General features: G+C 60.6%; 15 protein-coding genes. 9 read left to right on the forward strand and 6 right to left on the reverse strand.

Features of this window, described 5'->3' with window-relative positions; all coding sequences use genetic code 11:
• Positions 1–229 precede the first annotated feature (229 nt).
• The 3 genes from IC235_RS01050 (at position 230) to IC235_RS01060 (ending at position 3,651) form a co-directional block, all read left to right on the forward strand.
• A complete protein-coding gene (locus IC235_RS01050) occupies positions 230–1,615 on the forward strand; it encodes a DUF1800 domain-containing protein (RefSeq protein ID WP_191003299.1) in 1,386 nt (461 codons plus the stop codon).
• 6 nt (positions 1,616–1,621) lie between these two features.
• Positions 1,622–2,833 (forward strand): DUF1501 domain-containing protein, encoded by a 1,212-nt coding sequence (locus tag IC235_RS01055; RefSeq protein WP_191003300.1) that lies wholly within the window; start codon positions 1,622–1,624, stop codon positions 2,831–2,833.
• Between the two features lie 95 nt (positions 2,834–2,928).
• Complete coding sequence (locus IC235_RS01060; protein ID WP_191003301.1) at positions 2,929–3,651, forward strand: hypothetical protein; 723 nt, start codon at positions 2,929–2,931, stop codon at positions 3,649–3,651.
• A 117-nt stretch (positions 3,652–3,768) separates the two neighbouring features.
• Here IC235_RS01060 and IC235_RS01065 read toward each other — a convergent pair whose 3' ends face one another.
• The 3 genes from IC235_RS01065 to IC235_RS01075 form a co-directional block, all read right to left on the reverse strand.
• On the reverse strand, positions 3,769–4,380 hold the full coding sequence (locus IC235_RS01065) for a DUF4136 domain-containing protein (protein ID WP_191003302.1): 612 nt from the start codon (positions 4,378–4,380) through the stop codon (positions 3,769–3,771).
• Between the two features lie 441 nt (positions 4,381–4,821).
• Positions 4,822–6,696, reverse strand: coding sequence for an ABC transporter ATP-binding protein (locus IC235_RS01070; protein ID WP_191003303.1), 1,875 nt, complete (start codon positions 6,694–6,696; stop codon positions 4,822–4,824).
• A gap of 551 nt (positions 6,697–7,247) precedes the next feature.
• A complete protein-coding gene (locus tag IC235_RS01075) occupies positions 7,248–7,580 on the reverse strand; it encodes a hypothetical protein (protein WP_191003304.1) in 333 nt (110 codons plus the stop codon).
• A gap of 133 nt (positions 7,581–7,713) precedes the next feature.
• On the opposite strand from IC235_RS01075, the gene IC235_RS01080 reads away from it, so the two are divergent.
• On the forward strand, positions 7,714–8,205 hold the full coding sequence (locus IC235_RS01080; RefSeq protein WP_191003305.1) for a helix-turn-helix domain-containing protein: 492 nt from the start codon (positions 7,714–7,716) through the stop codon (positions 8,203–8,205).
• A gap of 142 nt (positions 8,206–8,347) precedes the next feature.
• Here the strand turns inward: IC235_RS01080 and IC235_RS01085 are convergent, their stop codons facing one another.
• Positions 8,348–8,776, reverse strand: coding sequence for a BLUF domain-containing protein (locus IC235_RS01085; protein ID WP_191003306.1), 429 nt, complete (start codon positions 8,774–8,776; stop codon positions 8,348–8,350).
• 531 nt (positions 8,777–9,307) lie between these two features.
• Here IC235_RS01085 and nhaA point away from each other — a divergent pair.
• Both nhaA and IC235_RS01095 read left to right on the forward strand, forming a co-directional pair.
• A complete protein-coding gene (gene nhaA, locus IC235_RS01090) occupies positions 9,308–10,657 on the forward strand; it encodes a Na+/H+ antiporter NhaA (protein ID WP_191003307.1) in 1,350 nt (449 codons plus the stop codon).
• Positions 10,658–10,770: 113 nt separating this feature from the next.
• On the forward strand, positions 10,771–11,418 hold the full coding sequence (locus tag IC235_RS01095; protein ID WP_191003308.1) for a hypothetical protein: 648 nt from the start codon (positions 10,771–10,773) through the stop codon (positions 11,416–11,418).
• Between the two features lie 142 nt (positions 11,419–11,560).
• On the opposite strand, the gene IC235_RS01100 is transcribed toward IC235_RS01095, so the two are convergent.
• The gene (locus IC235_RS01100) at positions 11,561–14,206 is read right to left on the reverse strand and encodes an MGH1-like glycoside hydrolase domain-containing protein (RefSeq protein WP_191003309.1); all 2,646 of its coding nucleotides are present in this window, start codon (positions 14,204–14,206) and stop codon (positions 11,561–11,563) included.
• 1,188 nt (positions 14,207–15,394) lie between these two features.
• On the opposite strand from IC235_RS01100, the gene IC235_RS01105 reads away from it, so the two are divergent.
• Positions 15,395–15,766: an SGNH/GDSL hydrolase family protein gene (locus tag IC235_RS01105; protein ID WP_191003310.1), complete on the forward strand. Its 372-nt coding sequence runs from the start codon at positions 15,395–15,397 to the stop codon at positions 15,764–15,766.
• Positions 15,767–16,120: 354 nt separating this feature from the next.
• Here the strand turns inward: IC235_RS01105 and IC235_RS01110 are convergent, their stop codons facing one another.
• Positions 16,121–16,744 carry a DUF6896 domain-containing protein gene (locus IC235_RS01110; protein ID WP_191003311.1) on the reverse strand — a complete coding sequence of 208 codons (624 nt, stop codon included), beginning with the start codon at positions 16,742–16,744 and terminating at the stop codon, positions 16,121–16,123.
• 9 nt (positions 16,745–16,753) lie between these two features.
• Here IC235_RS01110 and IC235_RS01115 point away from each other — a divergent pair, with 9 nt between their 5' ends.
• Positions 16,754–16,909, forward strand: a complete 156-nt coding sequence (locus IC235_RS01115) for a hypothetical protein (protein ID WP_191003312.1) — start codon at positions 16,754–16,756, stop codon at positions 16,907–16,909.
• Positions 16,910–16,921: 12 nt separating this feature from the next.
• Entirely contained in the window at positions 16,922–18,178 is a 1,257-nt protein-coding gene (locus IC235_RS01120; protein WP_223847005.1) for an MFS transporter, read from the forward strand.
• The last annotated feature ends 74 nt before the right edge of the window (positions 18,179–18,252 follow it).

Here is an 18,252-nt window from a genome sequence, read left to right on the forward strand (position 1 = left end):
CACACTGGTTGGTGAGCAATTAGGTCCAGTGGTCCTCTCGCCGATATAATACTTATACTTACGGGCACGAGGGTGGCGGAGCGTAACTCACGCTGCCGACGACGGGTTCGCGGCGGGCGCTGAGTTTTTGGCCCGCTCCTTGTTAAAGCACTAGCAGTGAGGCGCGATATGCCACCGGGTTCGGGGCTTATACTGATGAGCGCTACCAAGCTTACTCTCTTGTTTACCGATGTTGAATCAGCAACAACTGCAGCATTTATTCCTCCGGGCGGGCTTCGGCGAGACGCCGCAAGCCATCCAGCCCCTGCTGGGCACCTCCCGGGAGGTAATCGTAGAAAAGCTGTTCGCTTCCTCGCGGGAGTACAAAAACGTCTCCTACCTCCCCTACCCTCTGCACGAGGGGCAGTACGACAAGGGCCTGAACGTGTTTCAGCTCGTAGCCCTGATTCTGCGCTCCAAGCAGGAGATGGAGGAGCTCAATGCCGAGTGGCTGTTCAAAATGACCTATACTCCCGCGGTGCTGCGGGAAAAAATGACCTTCTTCTGGCATAATCACTTTGCGACTTCGGCGCCCTTTGCCTATCTCATGCAGGTGCAAAACAACACCCTGCGCAAGCACGCCCTGGGCAACTTTGGCCAGCTGCTGCACGCGGTGGCCAAAGACCCGGCCATGATTATCTACCTCAATAACCAGGAAAACAAGAAAAACCACCCCAACGAAAACTTCGCCCGCGAGGTAATGGAGCTGTTTTGCCTGGGCGAGGGCAACTACTCCGAAAAGGACATCAAGGAAGCCGCCCGGGCGTTTACCGGGTGGACGGTTAACCTGAAGGGGGAATTTGAATTCCAGCCCCAGGAACACGACGCTGGCGAAAAAATAATCTTTGGCCAGCGCGGAAACTTCGGCGGCGAGGACGTCATCAGGCTGATTCTGGAGCGGAAAGAAACCGCTCGTTACGTGGTCGGCAAAATCTACCGCGAGTTTGTCAACCCCGTGGCTCATCCGGCGCGCGTGGCCGAGCTGGCCGATGGTTTTTACCGGAGCGGCTACGACATCAGCCTGCTGATGAAAAAGATCTTTCTGGCCGACTGGTTTTACGCCGACGAAAACCGGGGCGTAAAAATCTGCTCGCCCGTGGAGCTGCTGGTCCGCTACAAAAAGCTGGTGGGGCTGGAGTTCAAGAACCCCAAATCCCTGATTGAGCTGCAGCAGGTGCTGGGGCAAATCCTGTTCTTCCCGCCCAACGTGGCTGGCTGGCCGGGGGGCCCCACCTGGATTGACAGCACCTCCCTGCTGCTACGGCTCAACCTGCCGGCCCGCCTGCTGAGCGGAACCGCGTTCAACGTCTCGGCCAAGCCCGCGTTCGAGGAAGATGCGGCCGTGGCCGCCGGCCCCCCGAAAAGCAAAGGCGAGCTAACCGCCGACTGGTCGGCCCTGGAAAGTTTTTTTAAAGCGGAAGCCCCCACCCAGCTCGCCGAAAAGCTTATTGCCCACTTCATTCAGTGCGACCCAAAAACCATCGACCGGCGCCTGCTCCAGTCCGATGCCGCTGATAATTCCCTCCGCGGGATGTGTGCCCGCCTGATGTCGCTGCCCGAATTTCAACTGATCTGAACGCTGATGACGACGAACCGCAGAACCTTTATTAAGTCGGCGGCGCTGGCTTCCGGCTCGCTGCTGATTCCCAACTTTCTGCACGGACTGGGCCGGTTAGGCCCCTCCGAGGGCATTCCTGGGAAAACCCTGGTCATTGTGCAGCTGTCCGGGGGCAACGACGGGCTTAACTGCGTCGTGCCTTTCCGCAACGACCAGTATTATAAGCTGCGGCCCAACCTGGCCATCCCCCAGAAGGACCTCATTGGCATCACCGGCGAAGTGGGGCTGAACAAAAACCTGAAAGAGCTAGCCACTCTTTACGACCAGGGCGAGCTGGCCATTCTCAACAACGTCGGCTACCCAAACCCGAACCGCTCACACTTCCGCTCGATGGACATCTGGCAGAGCGGCAGCGACGCCGACCAGGTGCTGAGTTCGGGTTGGGTGGGCCGCTACCTCGATGCCAGCTGCGGGTCGCGGTGCCCCGCGCCGCACGCCGCCGTGGAGCTCGACGATACCCTCAGCCTGGCCCTGAAAGGCGTGAAAGGCCGGGGCTTGGCGTTTCACGACCCGGCCGACCTGTACCGGCTCTCGACCAACCCGGTGCTGCGCAAGCTGAGTCCCGCGCCGCCGGAACCGGGTAAAAACCCTTCCCTGGAATTTCTGCACAAAACCCTGGCGGAAACCAATCAGTCGGTGGACTACATCTACGCGCATTCCAAGATTTACCGCTCTTCCCAGACCTACCCCGCGCACGAGTTTGGCCGGCGGATGAAGCTCATCGCGGAGCTCATCGGCTCGGGCAGCGAAACGAAAGTCTACTACATCTCGCTGCCCGGCTTCGACACTCACGCCCTCCAGAAGATGTTCCACAGCGCGGTGCTGAAAACGTACGCCCAAACCATCGGGGCCTTCTGCGCCGACCTCAAAGCCAGCAACCGGTTCAACGACACCGTCGTGCTGACGTTTTCGGAGTTTGGCCGCCGGGTAGCGCAGAATGCCAGCAAGGGCACCGACCACGGCACGGCCAACAACGTGTACATTGCCGGCGGCGGGCTGGGCCGCGCCGGCATCCTCAACGAAATGCCCAACCTGACCCAACTCGACGAGGGCGACCTCATCCACACCGTCGACTTCCGGCGGGTGTACGCCACGCTGCTGGAGCGAGCCCTGCGGGTGAACTCGGAAAAAGTGCTGGCCCAGCGGTTTGCGCCACTAGATTTTCTGAAAGGATAAGCCCGCCTTCACTGCTCCATTACCAGAGCGTAACGCGGACTCGCAGAGTCCGCGCGTATCCCTGCCTCGCCCCCTCACTTCACCCTGCTTATTCTATGACCAAGCTTCTGATCATCATTATGTTGAGCATCGTTGCCCCGCGGGCAAACGCGCAGGATTCCACCGCCCTGAAAAATGCCGCTCCCCTGAGAACACCGTATGAAATGTCGGGCTCCGAGCTTATTTTTTCTTCCGGCGAGGTATCCAGCTACGGCCAGAAGCTGAAAAGTGACGGCCGCTTCAGTGCCTTCCTTCATCTCAACTACCAGTCGCACTACGACTACACGCCCTCGTTCGGGATATACTCGGGTCTGAGCTTGATTAATGTAGGCTTCGCTCACCGCCTCCCCCTGGCCAATGGCGACGACCTGCAACTCACGCAGCGTAGCTACAGCCTCGGAATTCCGCTCGCTGTTAAGGTGGGAAACATGGGCAAGCGCACTTATCTGGCCGTGGGCGCCTCCCTGGAATACATGTTCCATTACCGACGGAAGGCCTTCTACAACGGAGAGCGAGGTAGTACATCCAGCTGGTTCCCGAGCGAAGTACGGCCGTTTAATTCGGCTGTATTCGCGGAATTGCACCTGTCCAAAGGCTTTTACATTCGGGCCAAGTATTACCTGAGCGATTTCCTGCGCAACCAGGAATCCCTTATTCCAGTACCCGGCACGTCCGAGGTCGTCAGCTTCCGGCCCGAGAAAAGCAGCCTGGGCTACGTGTCCATCGGCTGGGTGCTCATGGTCCGCAAAAAGCGACACGCCACCAAATCCGAGGTTTAAGTAGCCCAGGGCCCGCTTGCCCAACCCGAAAGCTACCGATTCCCCAACCACAACTACGGGCCTATCCTCGGCGGGCGGAACCCGAACTAGTCCTTGGGGTGCTACCGCCCAGGGGGCTTACCGCTCCGTTTCGGGAGCCGGCGGGGGTAGGGTGCCGTTCGCGAACTCCTCGGTGAAGACGCGGTAGCGGTCGAGGATGGAGCGCACCGAGCGGCGCAGCACGATTTCACCCATGGGCCCTTCGGGGACGCTCACCCCCGAGGCGTAGCCGTTCCATACCGCGCGGTTGGTTTTCACGTCGATGAGGGTGAGCAGCAGCGTGCCCTCGGCCAGCAGCAGGCGCACCGGCTGGTAGCCCTGGCGCAGTTCCTTGGGCGTGTCGTCGCTCTCCTCCACATTGCGCTTTATCCACTGGCTGAGGTCTTCCTGCACAAACCCGTGGAAGCTCATATCGCCCTGGTACACCCGGAAATTCACCAGCATGTCGGGGCGGCGGTGGGCCTGGCGGTAGCCCTGCACTTGCAGGCGCTGGCGGATGGCCTGCCGGACCGATTCGCCCAGGCGGCTGGTATCGGCCGTGAGGCCACTACCACTAACGAAGTCGTAGGTGTGGTAGTGGCGGAAGTTGCCCCGGTAGCTATAATCAGAGTCCACCCGGGCTTCGCGGGTAGTCATGCAGCCGGCCAGGGCCCCCGCAACGAAAAGAACTAGCGTAAAAATAGGTCTCATATAAAAAGAATAAACCAGGGTTAGTTACTACCAATGTACGAATTCTAAGGCCCTTAGCGAAATCTTGATCGGCGACAAAAAGCAAAACCCGCCTTTTCGCGCATGGTGCCCGTTTTTATTGGTAGCCCGCTCCTAGCGCCAACCGTTCGGCGTAGCGCGATACTGCCGGGCAGTAAATCTCCGGGCAAATCAATTTTTAAAGAGCAGCGGCCAGTTCTCGATGCCCCTGAAGCAACCGGCAACTCATGACCCTTCCTCGGTGCGTGAAATGCGCACAGGAACTGGCATGATTTAAATCGTGAATTTCTAAAAAAGCCATCATCAGTTTAGCAGCTGTGGCCTTATTCAGCTCGAAGTCTACTCTTTTCAAAAGGAAGTTCGTAAGGCATTCGAGTACAGCACTATTCTGGTTGAAGGACCAATATAGCGTTATCCACCCGCCTACCGATAGCCGGCGGCTTGCAGCGCGAACAGTTCGGCGTACCGGCCGCCCTTGGCCAACAAAGCCTCGTGCGAGCCGATTTCTACGAACTGGCCGTTTTCAATCACCAGGATGCGGTCGGCCATGCGCACGGTGCTGAACCGGTGGCTGATGAGGACGGCCGTTTTTCCTTGAGTTAATTCGGCGAAGCGCTGAAAGACTTCGTGCTCGGCGCGGGCATCGAGCGCCGCGGTGGGCTCGTCGAGGATGAGCAGTTGGGCGTCGCGCATGTACGCCCGGCCGAGGGCAATCTTCTGCCACTCACCGCCGCTCAGGTCCACCCCGCCGTTAAAGCGCCGGCCGATCATTTGGTCGTAGCCCCCCGGCAGCTTGGCAATGACGGTGTCAGCCAGGCTCTGGTGGGCGGCGGTCTCGATCCGGGGCTGGTTCTGGCGCTCCTCAATGCGGCCCACCGCCAGGTTCTGCCCCGCCGGCAACTGGAAGCGCACAAAGTCCTGGAAGATAACCCCGATTTCCTGCCGCAACTCGGCCGGGTCGTACTCGCGCAAGTCGTGACCGTCGAGCAGGATGCGGCCCTCGGTGGGGTCGTAGAGCCGGGCCAGGAGCTTCACCAGCGTGGTTTTACCCGCCCCGTTCTCGCCCACCAGCGCCAGCTTCTCACCCGCTTCGAGCTGAAAAGACAGGTTGCGAATGGCCCATTTTGTACCATTTTTGTACTGGAACCCGACGTTTTCAAACTCAACCCCCCGCCGGATGGGCCGGGGGAAGGGCCTTACCGGAGCGCCGGAGCCCGCCTGGCGCACGATGCGGGGCCGCAGGGCAAAGAAATCAAAAAAATCCTGCAAGTATAAAGCCCCGTCGGCCACCGAGCTAAACCGACTCAGAATGCCTTCGAGCAGGCTGCGCAGGCGCGCGAACGACCCGGCCAGGAAGGTGAGCTGGCCCAGGGAGATCTGCCCCGCCACGGCGCGGGCCAGGATGTACACGTAGGCCCCGTAGTAGCCGGCCGCGCCAATGGCGGCGAACACAGTGCCCCAACCGGCGCGCCGCAGCACTAAGCTCTTGTTCTGGCGGTAAAAGCTGTCGGACAGCTCGCGGAAGCGACCAATCAGAAAGTCGGACAAGCCGAAGATCTTAACTTCCTTGGCCGTTTCGTCGGAGGCGCCGGTCTGGCGGAGGTAGTCCAGCTCGCGGCGCTCGGGCGTCCAGGAGTGCGACAGCGAGTAGCTGCGCTCGTTGAAATGCGACTCGCCCAGGAAGGCCGGCACTACCGCCAGCAGCAGCAGCCCCAGCAGCCAGGGCTGGAAGGCCACCAGCCCCCCGGCCAGCAGCAGCAGAGTGACCACGTCCTGGCCCTGGGCCAGCACCTGGCTCATGAGCACGGTGCGCGACAGCGTTTGGCGGCGGGCCCGCTCTAGCTTGTCGTAAAACGTACTGTCTTCGAACTGATCCAAGTCCAGCTCGGCGGCGTGGGCCATGAGGCGGATGGAAGACTGGTTGGCAAACAGGTCGCCGAGCAGCGAGTCGAGCAGGGCCACGCCCCGGCCCAGCGCATCGGCCAGCAGCACGAGGCCAAACTCCAGGGCCACCAGGGTGAGCACGGGCGGAAGGGCCCGCTCGGCGGCGGGCAGGCGGGTGAGCGCCACCACCTCGTCGAGAATAAGGCGACCCACGTAGAGCGTAGCCAGCGGCAGGCCCGCCCGTAGCAGGCGCAGCGCCAGGTTGGCCAGGGCCAGGGCGGGGCTGGTTTGCCAGATGAGCCGGAGAAACGCGGGCAGATGGCGCAGGGCCGACACTCGCTCGCGCACGCTCACGGGTGGTTTGTCGCCGGCAGTGGGGCGCTTGGCGGAAATGGTTTTCAGGAAATCAAACATCGCCCCGGCAGAGGCAAGCTTGGGGCCGGAAGGCCGAGGCAGCCGTTTTGGCAGAAGGCCCCCGTGCCCATACCCGGTCCAGTGCCAGCCTTCAGTCCACGCTTCCGGGCAGCAGCGCGCCCCGCACAGATAGCGCATAACCTGGGGGTGGGGCCCGCCTCGTAGCGGACCAGCCCGAGCCCATCGGCAGCAATATGGAGCTGCTGGAGTGAGCGCGAACCAGCCCGCCAGTAAAACTGGCCAGAGGATGGGCTACTCCACTGCGGGGTAGGCTTACCCGAGTCACCCGGTGAGGAGGCTGGGCGCGAAGCCGCGGGAGGACCGCCTCAGGCAGTTCTCAGCGAGTGTAGCCGGTTGGGTGGGCTAAGCGCAGCGCTGGCAGGTGCCCGTAACGCTGTACCGATTGGTTTCGCGCCGACGGGGCAGGGCCCGAGGTTCGACGGCACGAACGGAATGGCACAGGCACCTGACGGCAGCGCGTCGCCGACGCGCGCCAACTACTCTTTCTCCACCTTCTCCACAAAAACAGGCTCAAGCGGGACGCCGGCCGGTTAGTCGGGATTTGCGGGCGGGGTAGGGCGACGCCCCCGGGGCTTTTTCGGGGTAGTGGTCAGCTCGACGGTAACCGGCACTTTCACTGTAGGCCGACGCCCGCGGGGCTTCTTGAGGGGTGGGGTTTCGGCGGTCGGCTCCGCGGGGACCGACTCTGCGGGAGCGGGCTCCGCCGAAACTGACTCTTCGGGTAGAGCTTTCTGCAGGGATGCGGCCCGCTCCTTAGCACGGCGCTCTGCTCGCTCTTCCTGGTCTGCCCAATAGGAGGATTCATTCATCTCATACTGGGTGCTGGCAGACCAGTGCCAGGTGTATTTTCCACGTCTAGGCATGCTGGTAGTTGGCACAATTTACCTAGGAGTTGCTTTCTTGCAGCAACTCAGTATTGTACGCCGCGCAAACATACGAAGATGCGTCTAATATGCCGCACACTATTTATTAAATATTCGCTGAAACGCGAAATATATGTCCCAAGAAACTATTAATCAGCGCCTAAATTTTCTCATTAAGAGCCTGGGCTTAAGCATCAGGGCCTTCAGTGCGGCCTTGGGCGTAAGCGACACCAATACCCGTAACTACCTCTCTAAAGGCACTAAACCTAACTCCGACTACCTGGAAAGCATCCTGCGCCATTTTAATCGCGTAAATCCAGCGTGGCTCATTACCGGGGAGGGCGAGCCGTTTCTGACGGAGCCCAGCGCTTCGGACGAGCCGTTGGTCTCCTACCAGAAAAATAATTCCGGCCAACGCCCGGGCCCCATTCCGGGCTCAACCATCGGCCGCGGCTATGGCTTGGCCGACTGCGAGCGGGAGCGCGACACGTACAAAGCCGAGCGCGACCTGGCCCGCCAAGAGGCACTGTCGCTCCGCGAGCAGTTGGCGATGAAAGACCAGCTGATTGCGGCCAAAGATGAAATGCTGTCGCTGCTGCGCACCGGTTTCAACCGCTCCAACTAAGCTGTATGGAGCGTTCCTAAGCAACCACTCCCGCGGAGGTCTGTTCTGTCGCAGCCTCTCCCCCACTTCGTTGGGTCGAATGTCGGTCGGGAAAGAGGCTACGGCCTGTTCAGTAAGATGGCCTTTACTTTTTATCAGCAGGCTACAGCTCGCTCGTGGTATCGTGCGCGAAGCTTTGAATCAGCTGAAAGAGTGGCCCATCGGGGGTGTCTTCTCCGGTATGGCACAGCACGAGCTGGTCGGGGTTGGCGTAGCCAGCCAGTTCTTCCATCTGAGCGCGCGCGGCCGTGCGAAAGGCCATGGACCACTGCATAAAGCGGCGCTCGGGGATGGGGCCATACGCCAGTCGGGTTACGGTGTGGTGGCGCGCGTCGCGCAACAGACGCCCGTACAGGTCGGCCAGGGCCGCGACCTCGCCCTCGACTACCTGCACAAAGCGCTCATTGCCGTAGAGGAGCACGCCGGTAATGCCGTCCGCGGCATTCCGCTGCCGGGACTCTTGCAGCAGCTCCGTTAAGTCAGCATCCGAAAGAGGCCGGGTAGCCTGGCTTATGTAGATCAATTGGTGCATAGCTAGCAATCAATAGTTTAGAAGATAGGAAAGAAGAATTTAGGACTGCGGAGGCAGCAGCCGAGGCTTATCCGCCGAATAACGGCCGTGCCCTCCCGGATATGCCCCCGGTTCGCTTCAGGCGCGAAGCCCCAGCAGAGAGGGTATCCGACGCGAGGGACACGGATGCTCACCGCGCCAGGCCCCGTACTTAGCGCGGTTGAGTACGAGTACCAGAGGCTAGGGATACGGATGCTCACCCCGGTGCCCTTGAGTTCCACCGGTCGATAAGGTCGCCTACTGAGTTGACGTAGGGAGTGCGTACCTGGTTACCATCGAGTTTCATCATAAACCAAAAGAGAGGATGCTTGAAAAAAACGGGGGTAGTATAAGCCTGGCAGCTGGTCGGCCAGGGTGGGCGTAGCTATGCAATCGCCACGTGATGAGGATAAGCTAAAAGCACTCGCTACCCGGGAATTGTTTTGATAATCGCGGCCGCCCCCATCCGGGACGGTGCCGGTAGTAATTTTACTTGCTAATAACAACCGGTTTATGGCTGTTGCCCATCTTGTCCGGCCGTTGGTGCGGCCCTTCTCTGAATTTTTTCGGCGCGAAGCGGCCGGGGGCATTGTGCTGATGCTGAGTGCCGGGTTGGCGCTCGTCCTGGCCAATACCAGCTGGGGCGTGGCGCGCTACTTCCCGGGCCTGTGGGAGGAGCACCTGCGGATCTCCCTCAACGGGCTAGTGCTCGACAAAAGCCTGCTGCACTGGATAAACGATGGGCTGATGGCCATTTTTTTTCTCATTGTGGGCCTGGAAATTAAGCGCGAAGCTCTGGACGGGGAATTGTCTACCTGGCGCCAGGCGGTGCTGCCGATTGCCGGCGCACTGGGCGGCATGCTTCTGCCAGCGTTGCTTTTCAGCCTGCTCAATCGCGGCACCCCGACGGCCGCGGGCTGGGGCATTCCCATGGCCACCGACATTGCCTTCGCCCTGGCGGTGCTACAGCTACTCGGGCCCCGGGTACCCTTGGGATTGAAAATATTTCTCACGGCCCTGGCCATTGTCGACGACCTCGGGGCCGTGGTGGTGATTGCCGGGTTTTATACTGCTGAACTACACCTGGGCTACCTCTGCCTGGCCTTAGGCACCTGGGGCACGCTGTTGGCCCTCAACCGGCTGGGGGCGCGCACGCTTTGGGCGTTTCTGCCCCTGGGCGTCTTGCTATGGTTCTTCATGCTGGAGTCGGGCATTCACGCCACCTTGGCCGGCGTGATGCTGGCCGGGGCCATTCCCCTGCGCATTGGCCACCCCCGCCCGGACCTGCTGCGGCTGCTGGACGAGCGCCTGACCTTTCTCAAGCACGAGACCCACGGTGCCGACGCCGACCCGCGCACCATCAGCGAAGAGCTGGAGTACCTCTCGGAAACCATTAGCTCGCCGGCGCAACGGCTCGAGCAGCGCCTGCACTCAGTGGTTTCCTTCGGCATCATTCCCCTCTTCGCCTTCGCCAATACCAGTGTGGCGCTCGATGGGTCGATGTTTGCTCAGCTTGGTACTCCCCTGGGGCTGGGCATCCTGTGCGGGCTGGTCCTGGGCAAGCCCCTGGGAATTGGGCTGCTATCCTGGGGGGTGGTGCGCCTGGGGTGGGCTTCGCTTCCCGCCGGCGTGAGCTGGCGGCAGTTGTGGGGGGCGGGCGTACTAGGCGGCATCGGCTTCACCATGTCGTTGTTTATTACGCTGCTGGCCCTGGGCGAGCACTCCGAGGGTGTTGGAGTGGCCAAGCTGGCGATTTTGCTGTCCTCCCTGGTCGCGGGGCTCATGGGGTATGCGCTGCTCTTCCGGGTGCCCGCGGCGACCTCTGAGCCCGCAGAATCCCTGTCCCAAACCCCTTCCCCTTAAAGAAATTACGGCTAAGCCGGGCATTGCTTGACCGACGCAACCCCGGGGCCGGCTGAACGGTCAGGTGGGTGAAGCCCTGCGTACTTACGCCGCGTAGCTACTGCCCCCATAGTATGAGAAAGATAAAGACCTGGTTATTCTGCACCGTCCTCCTGGGCTGTGCGTTTTCGGCTCGTGCGCAAGCACCTCGGCCGCGGCTCTACGAAGCGGGCCTGGAAGGGATGAGCTACGTTCCGCTAGTGTCCGAGGCCCGCACCAAGTTCCAGGGGCCCTCGGGGGTCTTTTTTCGCTACGTGCCCCAGCAGGCAGGCTTGCGGGGCGGCGCGGGCCTTACCCAGCGGCAGGCTGGGCCGCCCAGTGACTGTAACGATTGCCCCAGCGGCGAAACCACGACCCGGGCGCTTACCCTGCGGGTAGGCGGGCAGTACGCGCTCGTTCGGCAGTTGCCGTGGCTTTATGCGTTTGCCGACGGGGCCTACCGGCACACCAGCGCCTCCGGGGCGTACACGGGTGGCTTGTGTGGCTGCCTGGATTACACGGAGACCCAGACGGGCCGGGGCTGGGGCGCCATGGCGGGACTGGGAGCGACCATTCACCTGCTCCCCCGCCTCTCAATGGTTCCGGAGCTGTATTACGAGGGCTTTAGCACGCGCACCGTCCAAGAGCATACCGACCGCAGAGCGCCTGTTACGCGGACTTGGGTTTCCCGAAAAAAGGAGCATAGCCCCGCGCTTCGATTGCTCGCCACGGTGTCGTTTTAGGGCGTACTCGCAGAGTCCGCCCTACGAGAAGCTGGGGCGGCTGTCAACTCACCTGCTGCTCCGGGGAACAGCGCCTATACGCCCCGGTGGGCCAGTTATATTTGGGTTGAGCAGTGGCCGCCCGGGGGGCGCAGACTCATGCCTAAAGAGTTCGTTCCGCGACCTCGCTCGGAAGGAGGCGGACCAGCAGTCCCGTCCACCCGGTTTGGTGGCTGGCGCCCAGGCCGCGGCCGTCCTCGCCGTGGAAGTACTCGTAAAACAGGAGGTAATCGCGAAAATGGGGGTCGTGCTGCAAGCGCTCGTCGGAGCCAAAAGCAGGGCGGCGTCCTTGCTCATTTCGCAGAAACAGCTTGCTTAAGCGCGCGGCCAGGGCCGTGGCAATTTCCCGCAGGGTGCACAGCTGGCCGGAGCCGGTTGGGTATTCCACCCGAAAAGAGTCGCCGTAGTAGGCATAAAAGCGCTGTAACGACTCAATGATGAGGTAGTTGATCGGAAACCAGATGGGGCCGCGCCAGTTGGAGTTGCCCCCGAACATGGCCGAATCCGACTCGCCGGGCACGTACGCCACCGAGAAGTCGGCCTCGGCCCCGGGAAACCGGTACGGGTGTTCAAGGTGGTAGCGCGACAAGGCCCGGATGCCGTAGTCGGATAGGAACTCCTGTTCGTCGAGCATGCGGGCCAGCAGGCACTTCAGGCGGTGCCGACGCAGCAGCGAGAGACGGTGCCGCTCGCCCTTGCCCGGGTCTTGCCACTGCGACACCAGGGCCGCCAGCTGCGGCCGGTGGCGGAGTAGCCAGCGCAGGCGCTGGGTAAACTCGGGCAGGGCGTCGAGAATCTCTTCGTCGAGCACCTCCACCGCGAACAGCGGGATGAGCCCCACGATGGAGCGCACCTTGAGCTTGGTGCGCGTACTGTCGGGGGTGTGCAGCACGTCGTAGTAAAAGCTGTCTTCCTCGTCCCAGAGGTTGAATTCGCCGTCGCCCCCCTTGGTCATGGCCTCCACGATGTAGAGGAAGTGCTCGAAGAACTTGCTGGCAATTTCCTGGTACACGGGGTTGGTGCGGGCCAGCTCGAGGGCCATGCGCATGAGGTTGAGGGCGTACATGGCCATCCAGCTGGTGCCGTCCGACTGTTCGATGTGCCCGCCGGTGGGCAGCGGGGCGCTGCGGTCGAACACGCCGATGTTGTCGAGCCCCAAAAAGCCGCCCTCGAAGATGTTGTGGCCGTTACGGTCCTTGCGGTTCACCCACCAGGCAAAGTTGAGGGTGAGCTTGTGGAAGACGGCCTCCAGGAAGTGGGTGTCGCCCTGGCCGCCGCGCCGCTTCTGGTCCATCTGGTACACCCGCCAGGTGGCCCAGGCGTGCACGGGCGGGTTGGCGTCGCTCAGGTTCCACTCGTAGGCCGGCAGCTGGCCGTTGGGGTGCATGTACCAGTCCTGGCACAGCAGCCGCAACTGGCTTTTAGCAAACTCGGCGTCGACCATGGCCAGCGGCAGGCAGTGAAACGCCAGGTCCCAGGCCGCGTACCAGGGGTACTCCCACTTGTCGGGCATCGAAATGATGTCGGCATTGTAGAGATGGCGCCACTCGCTGTTGCGGCCCTGGCGCCGCTGGCCCGGCGGCACCACAAAATTGGGGTCGCCGTCGAGCCACTGCGCCATGTCGTAATAATAGTACTGCTTGCTCCAGAGCAGGCCCGCGAAGGCCTGGCGCTGCACATTGCGGGCATCGGGGTCCGGTAGGTGCTCCTGCAGGCAGTCGTAGAATTCGTCGGCTTCGTGCCGACGCCGGGCCACTACCTGGTCGAAATCAGCAAAGGGCGCCGCGCTGCCGGCCTGCCGCAGCCGCACCCGCACGGTTTGGGAGGCGCCGGCCGCCACGGTGAGCGGGTAGTGCGCGGCCACCTTCGTGCCCCGCTGCGCCGGGTTAATGGCGGCGGCCTGGCCCTCGACAAGGTAGTCGTTGATGCCATCTTTGAAGTAGCGGCCTTCGTTGGGTAAATCGTAGAGCCGTACGCCGTTGGTGTCGTTGTCGCAAAAAAGCAGGTCGGGCGCCTGGTCGCAGTAGAGCCGGTACACGCCCAGCTCCTGGTGCGCCATTTCCACCGCACCGGGATGCACCAGGTGCATTTCGGGCCGGTCGCGGTAGTTTTCGTAGCCCCAGGCCCAGGTGTTGCGGTACCAGGCCTGGGGCAGCACGTGCACGGTGGCCGCCTCCGGGCCCCGGTTGTGCACGGTTATTTGAATCAGCAGGTCTTCGGGGCCGGCTTTGGCGTACTCCACGAAAACGTCGAAGTAGCGGTTCTCGTCAAATATGCCGGTGTCGAGCAACTCATATTCGGGTTCCTGCCGGGTGCGCCGGGCATTCTCGGCGCGCAGCTGCTCGTACGGAAAATCCTGCTGGGGATACTTATAGAGCAGCTTCATGTAGGAGTGCGTGGGCGTGCTGTCGAGGTAGTAGTACTGCTCTTTCACGTCTTCGCCGTGGTTGCCCTCACCGTTGGTAAGGCCAAACAGGCGCTCTTTCAGTTGGGCATCACGGCCATTCCAGAGGGCCAGGGCGAAGCAGAGCTGCTGCCGGGCGTCGCTGATGCCGCCGATGCCCTCTTCGCCCCAACGGTAGGCGTAGGAGCGGGCCAGGTCGTGGGTAATGTATTCCCAGGCGTTGCCGTCGGCGCTGTAGTCTTCGCGCACCGTGCCCCACTGGCGTTCTGTTAAGTAAGGTCCAAATTTCTTCCAGGCTGCCGTTTGGGCGTGGTCTTCGGCCAAGCGTAGTTGTTCTTGCGTCATAGAGGATATATTCGGAAGGAGATGCAGGCCCTGTACGAGCCCTTGGCCCCTGGCGATATCCAAAACTTTCACTCCGGGCCAACATTCCCAGCCGGGGCCGGCTACCAGTTGCCGAAACTTCTTGGCCGCTTCCATCGATAAGCTCAACCGGGAAGGCAAGGGTTCACGCTGACTAGCGGGCCGCCCCACCCCTACTCCATCAGCTTCGGGTTGCTGGGCTGGTTTCCGACTTTATTGTTCGTTATCTTTAACCTCTGCTCTAAAACTGCGGACGCCCGGCCCGGGCTTGCTCATAGTTGAAAGGATAGCGCCAAATTCCGCTGGCTGATGACTTGACCTAACCCCTTAAGTCAGGCCTTTATTTAGTACTTTATTAATAATAAGTAAATCCTCATCATTCTTATTTTAGGTCAATTCCTAACTGCAGCGCCGCACGGCTTCAAGCAGCCAAAATAATTTCATAAATACCAGGTTATCTAGAGAACATACCGGTTTTTGCCTTGCAAATTCGAGAGTTTGGTTTATGGTAGCAGCAGCAAACACCTGAAGCTCTATCAGTTGCTGGGAGGGCAAATAAACATGGAATTTCCAGTGCTATTTAACATAAAACAACCTATTCATAATCAATACACTTTATAAAGAACTGTTAGTTTTAATTGTAATAGTGACAAAAATACACACCTTGGAAAGCCAGGCTTTTTTATAAAATCCATAGGCCTGCTTATCTTTACGAGCCCTAAGATTTTTTATAATAAAATTATGTCTCATTTTAATGCCCCTATCTTAGAATTTATAGGCGGGTGTCATGTTGCGGGCTACCTGGTAGAAGAGGGCTGCTCTTTCGTGGACCATTTGGCAAGAGTTTTTCACTCGACCGAAGTAATAAAAAGCCCTTATGCCACCATTGGCAAAATTGCCAAGCATGCGCCACTAACGCGCCAGTTCCGATCCAAGCACGTTTTTTTACAGTTGGGCAACTTTGAATTTTCGGCCAGCTGGAAGCATATGTTAGCGACTACGGTCGGGATTAAAGCCGAGTTGTCCTCTCTTAGCTCCCTGTACAGCTACAGCTCCCAGAAGCAAAAGCCCGCCTCGACTGCGGAAGCCATCTCAGCGGCAGTTTCCCCTCGGCGCGTAACGGTGGGAGCGGAAGCTCCCACCCCTTCAGTCGGAACCGGACTTTCTGCGATGGATCTGATTAAAGTACTGGTGGGCAGCACCCTGTACGTACTGACGTGGGTGGTGCTGCGCAAATACCGTCAGCAGTTCAACCTGATAAACCAATTGATTCAGGAGAATCCACAAACCACGTTTGTGTGCATATCTCCTTTCCCCGCCGTCGCGTCGACTCACAACCTGCTGCGCCGGCTCGGCGGCTTGATTTTGAAGCACCGCTTCGACGCCACCCCCAACCTGCGGTGGGTGGACTCGCACGACATCCTGCGGCGTGACTATGCCTTCCTTCCCGATGGCATTCACTTGAATAAAGAGGGTCATAAGGCGCTCGCCGATGATTTATATGCCGTTTGCCGACCGACGCAAAGTTTAATTCCGGGCTAGCCGGGGGCAGCTGAGACTAGCGCCGAGTCTTTCCTGAATGCCTTGTCTTCACCCTGGTGCGGTCCTCCGCTCGGCCTCAGTAGCCGGGTATGGGAAATGTTGCCTGAGTTTACATCGGCACTAATGACCTACCCGGTGTGGTGCCTCAACACTACAATGCCCCGTGTTCAGCGATAAAACCCAGGCCCTGCGCCCGCTTGGCACGCCTACGAACCCAAACGAGCCACCGGCCCTTTACCCCCGGTATGGGAGTAGGCGGGTAGGCATCACAAAGAAACGTCCTCACCGGGCATGTACAACCTTACTGTCAGCGGATTGGGCTTGCCGATGTCAGCCGTTACATAATAGCGCCTATCATCCGCAGAATACCGGTACCTGGTTAGCAAGCCCTCTTCCGCTAATTCCTGTAGAAGCTGTTCCGCTTATTTCGCCGTTGGTCAGCAAAGGATATTTTGCTTGTATGACTAGGTTGCTTTTTAGAGAATCAACCATGAACCAGGTGTCAATGCCGGTACAGCCGCCTTCTCCGCCGTAATCGAAGTCTACTTGAAACGCGGACCTGGTAATGATACAGCCACTGCCGTGGAAACTGGATCGCACTTGCTTTAAGTCGTCTGGATACCCGGCCCAAACTCCTGGGCTTTCCTGCGGCCGTTGAAAGCCTTTTTCCTGCTTTGACTTATTCAATAAGGCCACGGCCCTATAGACGGCGGCTTGGTATTCGTGAATCAGGCCCACTACTTGCTGCTTGCTGCCTGGCTGACTGCATTGGACAAGGAATGAGAGGCTGCTTAAATGGTCGTTAAAGCTAAATACCAGCCGCCTCCTCGCCCTTCCGCAGGCCAAATACAGCTGGCCCGCCTCACCTTTCCGTACCTTTACGCGCAGCACCTGGCCGGCGCCTTCCGTCAGTTGGCGCTGTTTCACCGCGGCCGTAAAACCTTCGCCACGCTCAAAACGGCTCAGGGCGTGCCCCATGCCTAGGTCATGATGAGCCTACACCAGGGCAAGTCCCGCTTCCAGCAGTACCTCGGCATTGCGGAGGCCGCGCTGCTGAGCAGGCCCGGAGGACCAGCCGCCAAGCCGTCCGAAAGGGTAGCAGATGGGGGTAAAACCTGGTCGCGGCTGGCCCACTCTGAATAGTACTGAAGCTCCTTGAATATCCCGAAAGCCCCTTTTTCACCAGCTACCACGCGCCAGACGTATAGTCTGGGCTTCTGGCTGATGTGCTGGTCGTCGTTTCTGTTCTTTCTCAGCTTCAACCTGCTGCTGCCCGAGTTGCCCGAACACCTGACCCGGCTGGGCGGGGGCGAGTACAAAGGGTACATCATTGCCTTATTCACCCTCACGGCGGCTTTCTCGCGGCCTTTTTCGGGCAAGCTGGCCGATACCGTGGGCCGCATCCCCGTCATGGTCTTCGGTTCGCTGGTCTGCTTTGTATGCGGTTTTTTCTACCCTTGGGCCCTCACCGTAACCAGCTTTCTGACGCTGCGGCTGCTGCACGGCTTCAGCACCGGCTTTAAGCCCACGGGCACCGCTGCCTTCATCGCCGACATCGTGCCCATGGAGCGGCGCGGCGAAGCCATGGGCCTGCTGGGCGTAACGGGGGCGCTGGGCATGGCGTTTGGGCCGGCCTTCGGCTCCTGGCTGGCCCAGCACTTCTCGCTGAATACCATGTTTTACTGTTCGAGCGGGATGGCCCTGCTCTCCCTGGTAGTCCAAGGCACCCTCACCGAGACGCTGCCCCGGGCCCAGCGGCGGCGCTTCAGCTGGTCGCTGCTGAAGCTAAGCTGGCACGAGGTGCTGGAACCGCGGGTGCTGGCGCCGGCTCTGGTTACGCTGCTGTGCCTGTTTCCCTTCGGCGCGGTGCTCACGGTCATCCCCGACCAGAGCCGGCTGCTGGGCCTGGCGGGCCCCACTAAGGGCTTGTTTTACGTGTGCTACACCGGGGCCTCGCTGAGCGTGCGCCTGCTGTCGGGCCGGGCCTCCGATATTCACGGACGCATTCCGGTGCTGCGGGTATCGGCGGCCATTCTGGCCCTGGGGCTGGGGTTGCTGGTGTGGTCGCCGTCGGTGCCCTGGTTTCTGGTGGGAGCCGTGGTGTTCGGCATTGGCACCGGGCTGAACTCGCCCACGCTCTACGCCTGGACCATCGACTTGAGCCACCCCGAGTACCGGGGCCGGGCCGTGGCCACCATGTACATCGCCCTGGAAATCGGCATCGGCCTGGGTGCCCTGCTCGCCGGCTGGATATTCGCCAACCAGCCTGCCCGCCTGCCCTACGTGCACGGCGTGAGCCTGCTGTGCGTGCTGCTGGCCATCGCCTACCTGCTCACCCTGACCGCCACTGGTCCCGTGGCAGCAGCAGACTCCGCGCCCGCTCCGGAGCCTTCCCCCGAAGAGGTAGTGTAAGGCCGGGACCCGGCCGCGAAAGTAACCTGGGAGCCGACTAAAAGCCCCTATCTGGAAGGAGTGAGTAATGCCAA

The organism is Hymenobacter montanus (assembly GCF_014699115.1).
GTDB lineage: Bacteria > Bacteroidota > Bacteroidia > Cytophagales > Hymenobacteraceae > Hymenobacter > Hymenobacter montanus.

What these genes read in the sequence shown, in the direction of transcription:
- IC235_RS01050 (WP_191003299.1), top strand. Translation starts at nt 230, where the DNA reads ATGTTGAATCAGCAACAACTGCAGCATTTATTCCTCCGGGCGGGCTTC.
- IC235_RS01055 (WP_191003300.1), top strand. Translation starts at nt 1,622, where the DNA reads ATGACGACGAACCGCAGAACCTTTATTAAGTCGGCGGCGCTGGCTTCC.
- IC235_RS01060 (WP_191003301.1), top strand. Translation starts at nt 2,929, where the DNA reads ATGACCAAGCTTCTGATCATCATTATGTTGAGCATCGTTGCCCCGCGG.
- IC235_RS01065 (WP_191003302.1), bottom strand. Translation starts at nt 4,380, where the DNA reads ATGAGACCTATTTTTACGCTAGTTCTTTTCGTTGCGGGGGCCCTGGCC.
- IC235_RS01070 (WP_191003303.1), bottom strand. Translation starts at nt 6,696, where the DNA reads ATGTTTGATTTCCTGAAAACCATTTCCGCCAAGCGCCCCACTGCCGGC.
- IC235_RS01075 (WP_191003304.1), bottom strand. Translation starts at nt 7,580, where the DNA reads ATGCCTAGACGTGGAAAATACACCTGGCACTGGTCTGCCAGCACCCAG.
- IC235_RS01080 (WP_191003305.1), top strand. Translation starts at nt 7,714, where the DNA reads ATGTCCCAAGAAACTATTAATCAGCGCCTAAATTTTCTCATTAAGAGC.
- IC235_RS01085 (WP_191003306.1), bottom strand. Translation starts at nt 8,776, where the DNA reads ATGCACCAATTGATCTACATAAGCCAGGCTACCCGGCCTCTTTCGGAT.
- nhaA (WP_191003307.1), top strand. Translation starts at nt 9,308, where the DNA reads ATGGCTGTTGCCCATCTTGTCCGGCCGTTGGTGCGGCCCTTCTCTGAA.
- IC235_RS01095 (WP_191003308.1), top strand. Translation starts at nt 10,771, where the DNA reads ATGAGAAAGATAAAGACCTGGTTATTCTGCACCGTCCTCCTGGGCTGT.
- IC235_RS01100 (WP_191003309.1), bottom strand. Translation starts at nt 14,206, where the DNA reads ATGACGCAAGAACAACTACGCTTGGCCGAAGACCACGCCCAAACGGCA.
- IC235_RS01105 (WP_191003310.1), top strand. Translation starts at nt 15,395, where the DNA reads ATGGATCTGATTAAAGTACTGGTGGGCAGCACCCTGTACGTACTGACG.
- IC235_RS01110 (WP_191003311.1), bottom strand. Translation starts at nt 16,744, where the DNA reads ATGGGGCACGCCCTGAGCCGTTTTGAGCGTGGCGAAGGTTTTACGGCC.
- IC235_RS01115 (WP_191003312.1), top strand. Translation starts at nt 16,754, where the DNA reads ATGATGAGCCTACACCAGGGCAAGTCCCGCTTCCAGCAGTACCTCGGC.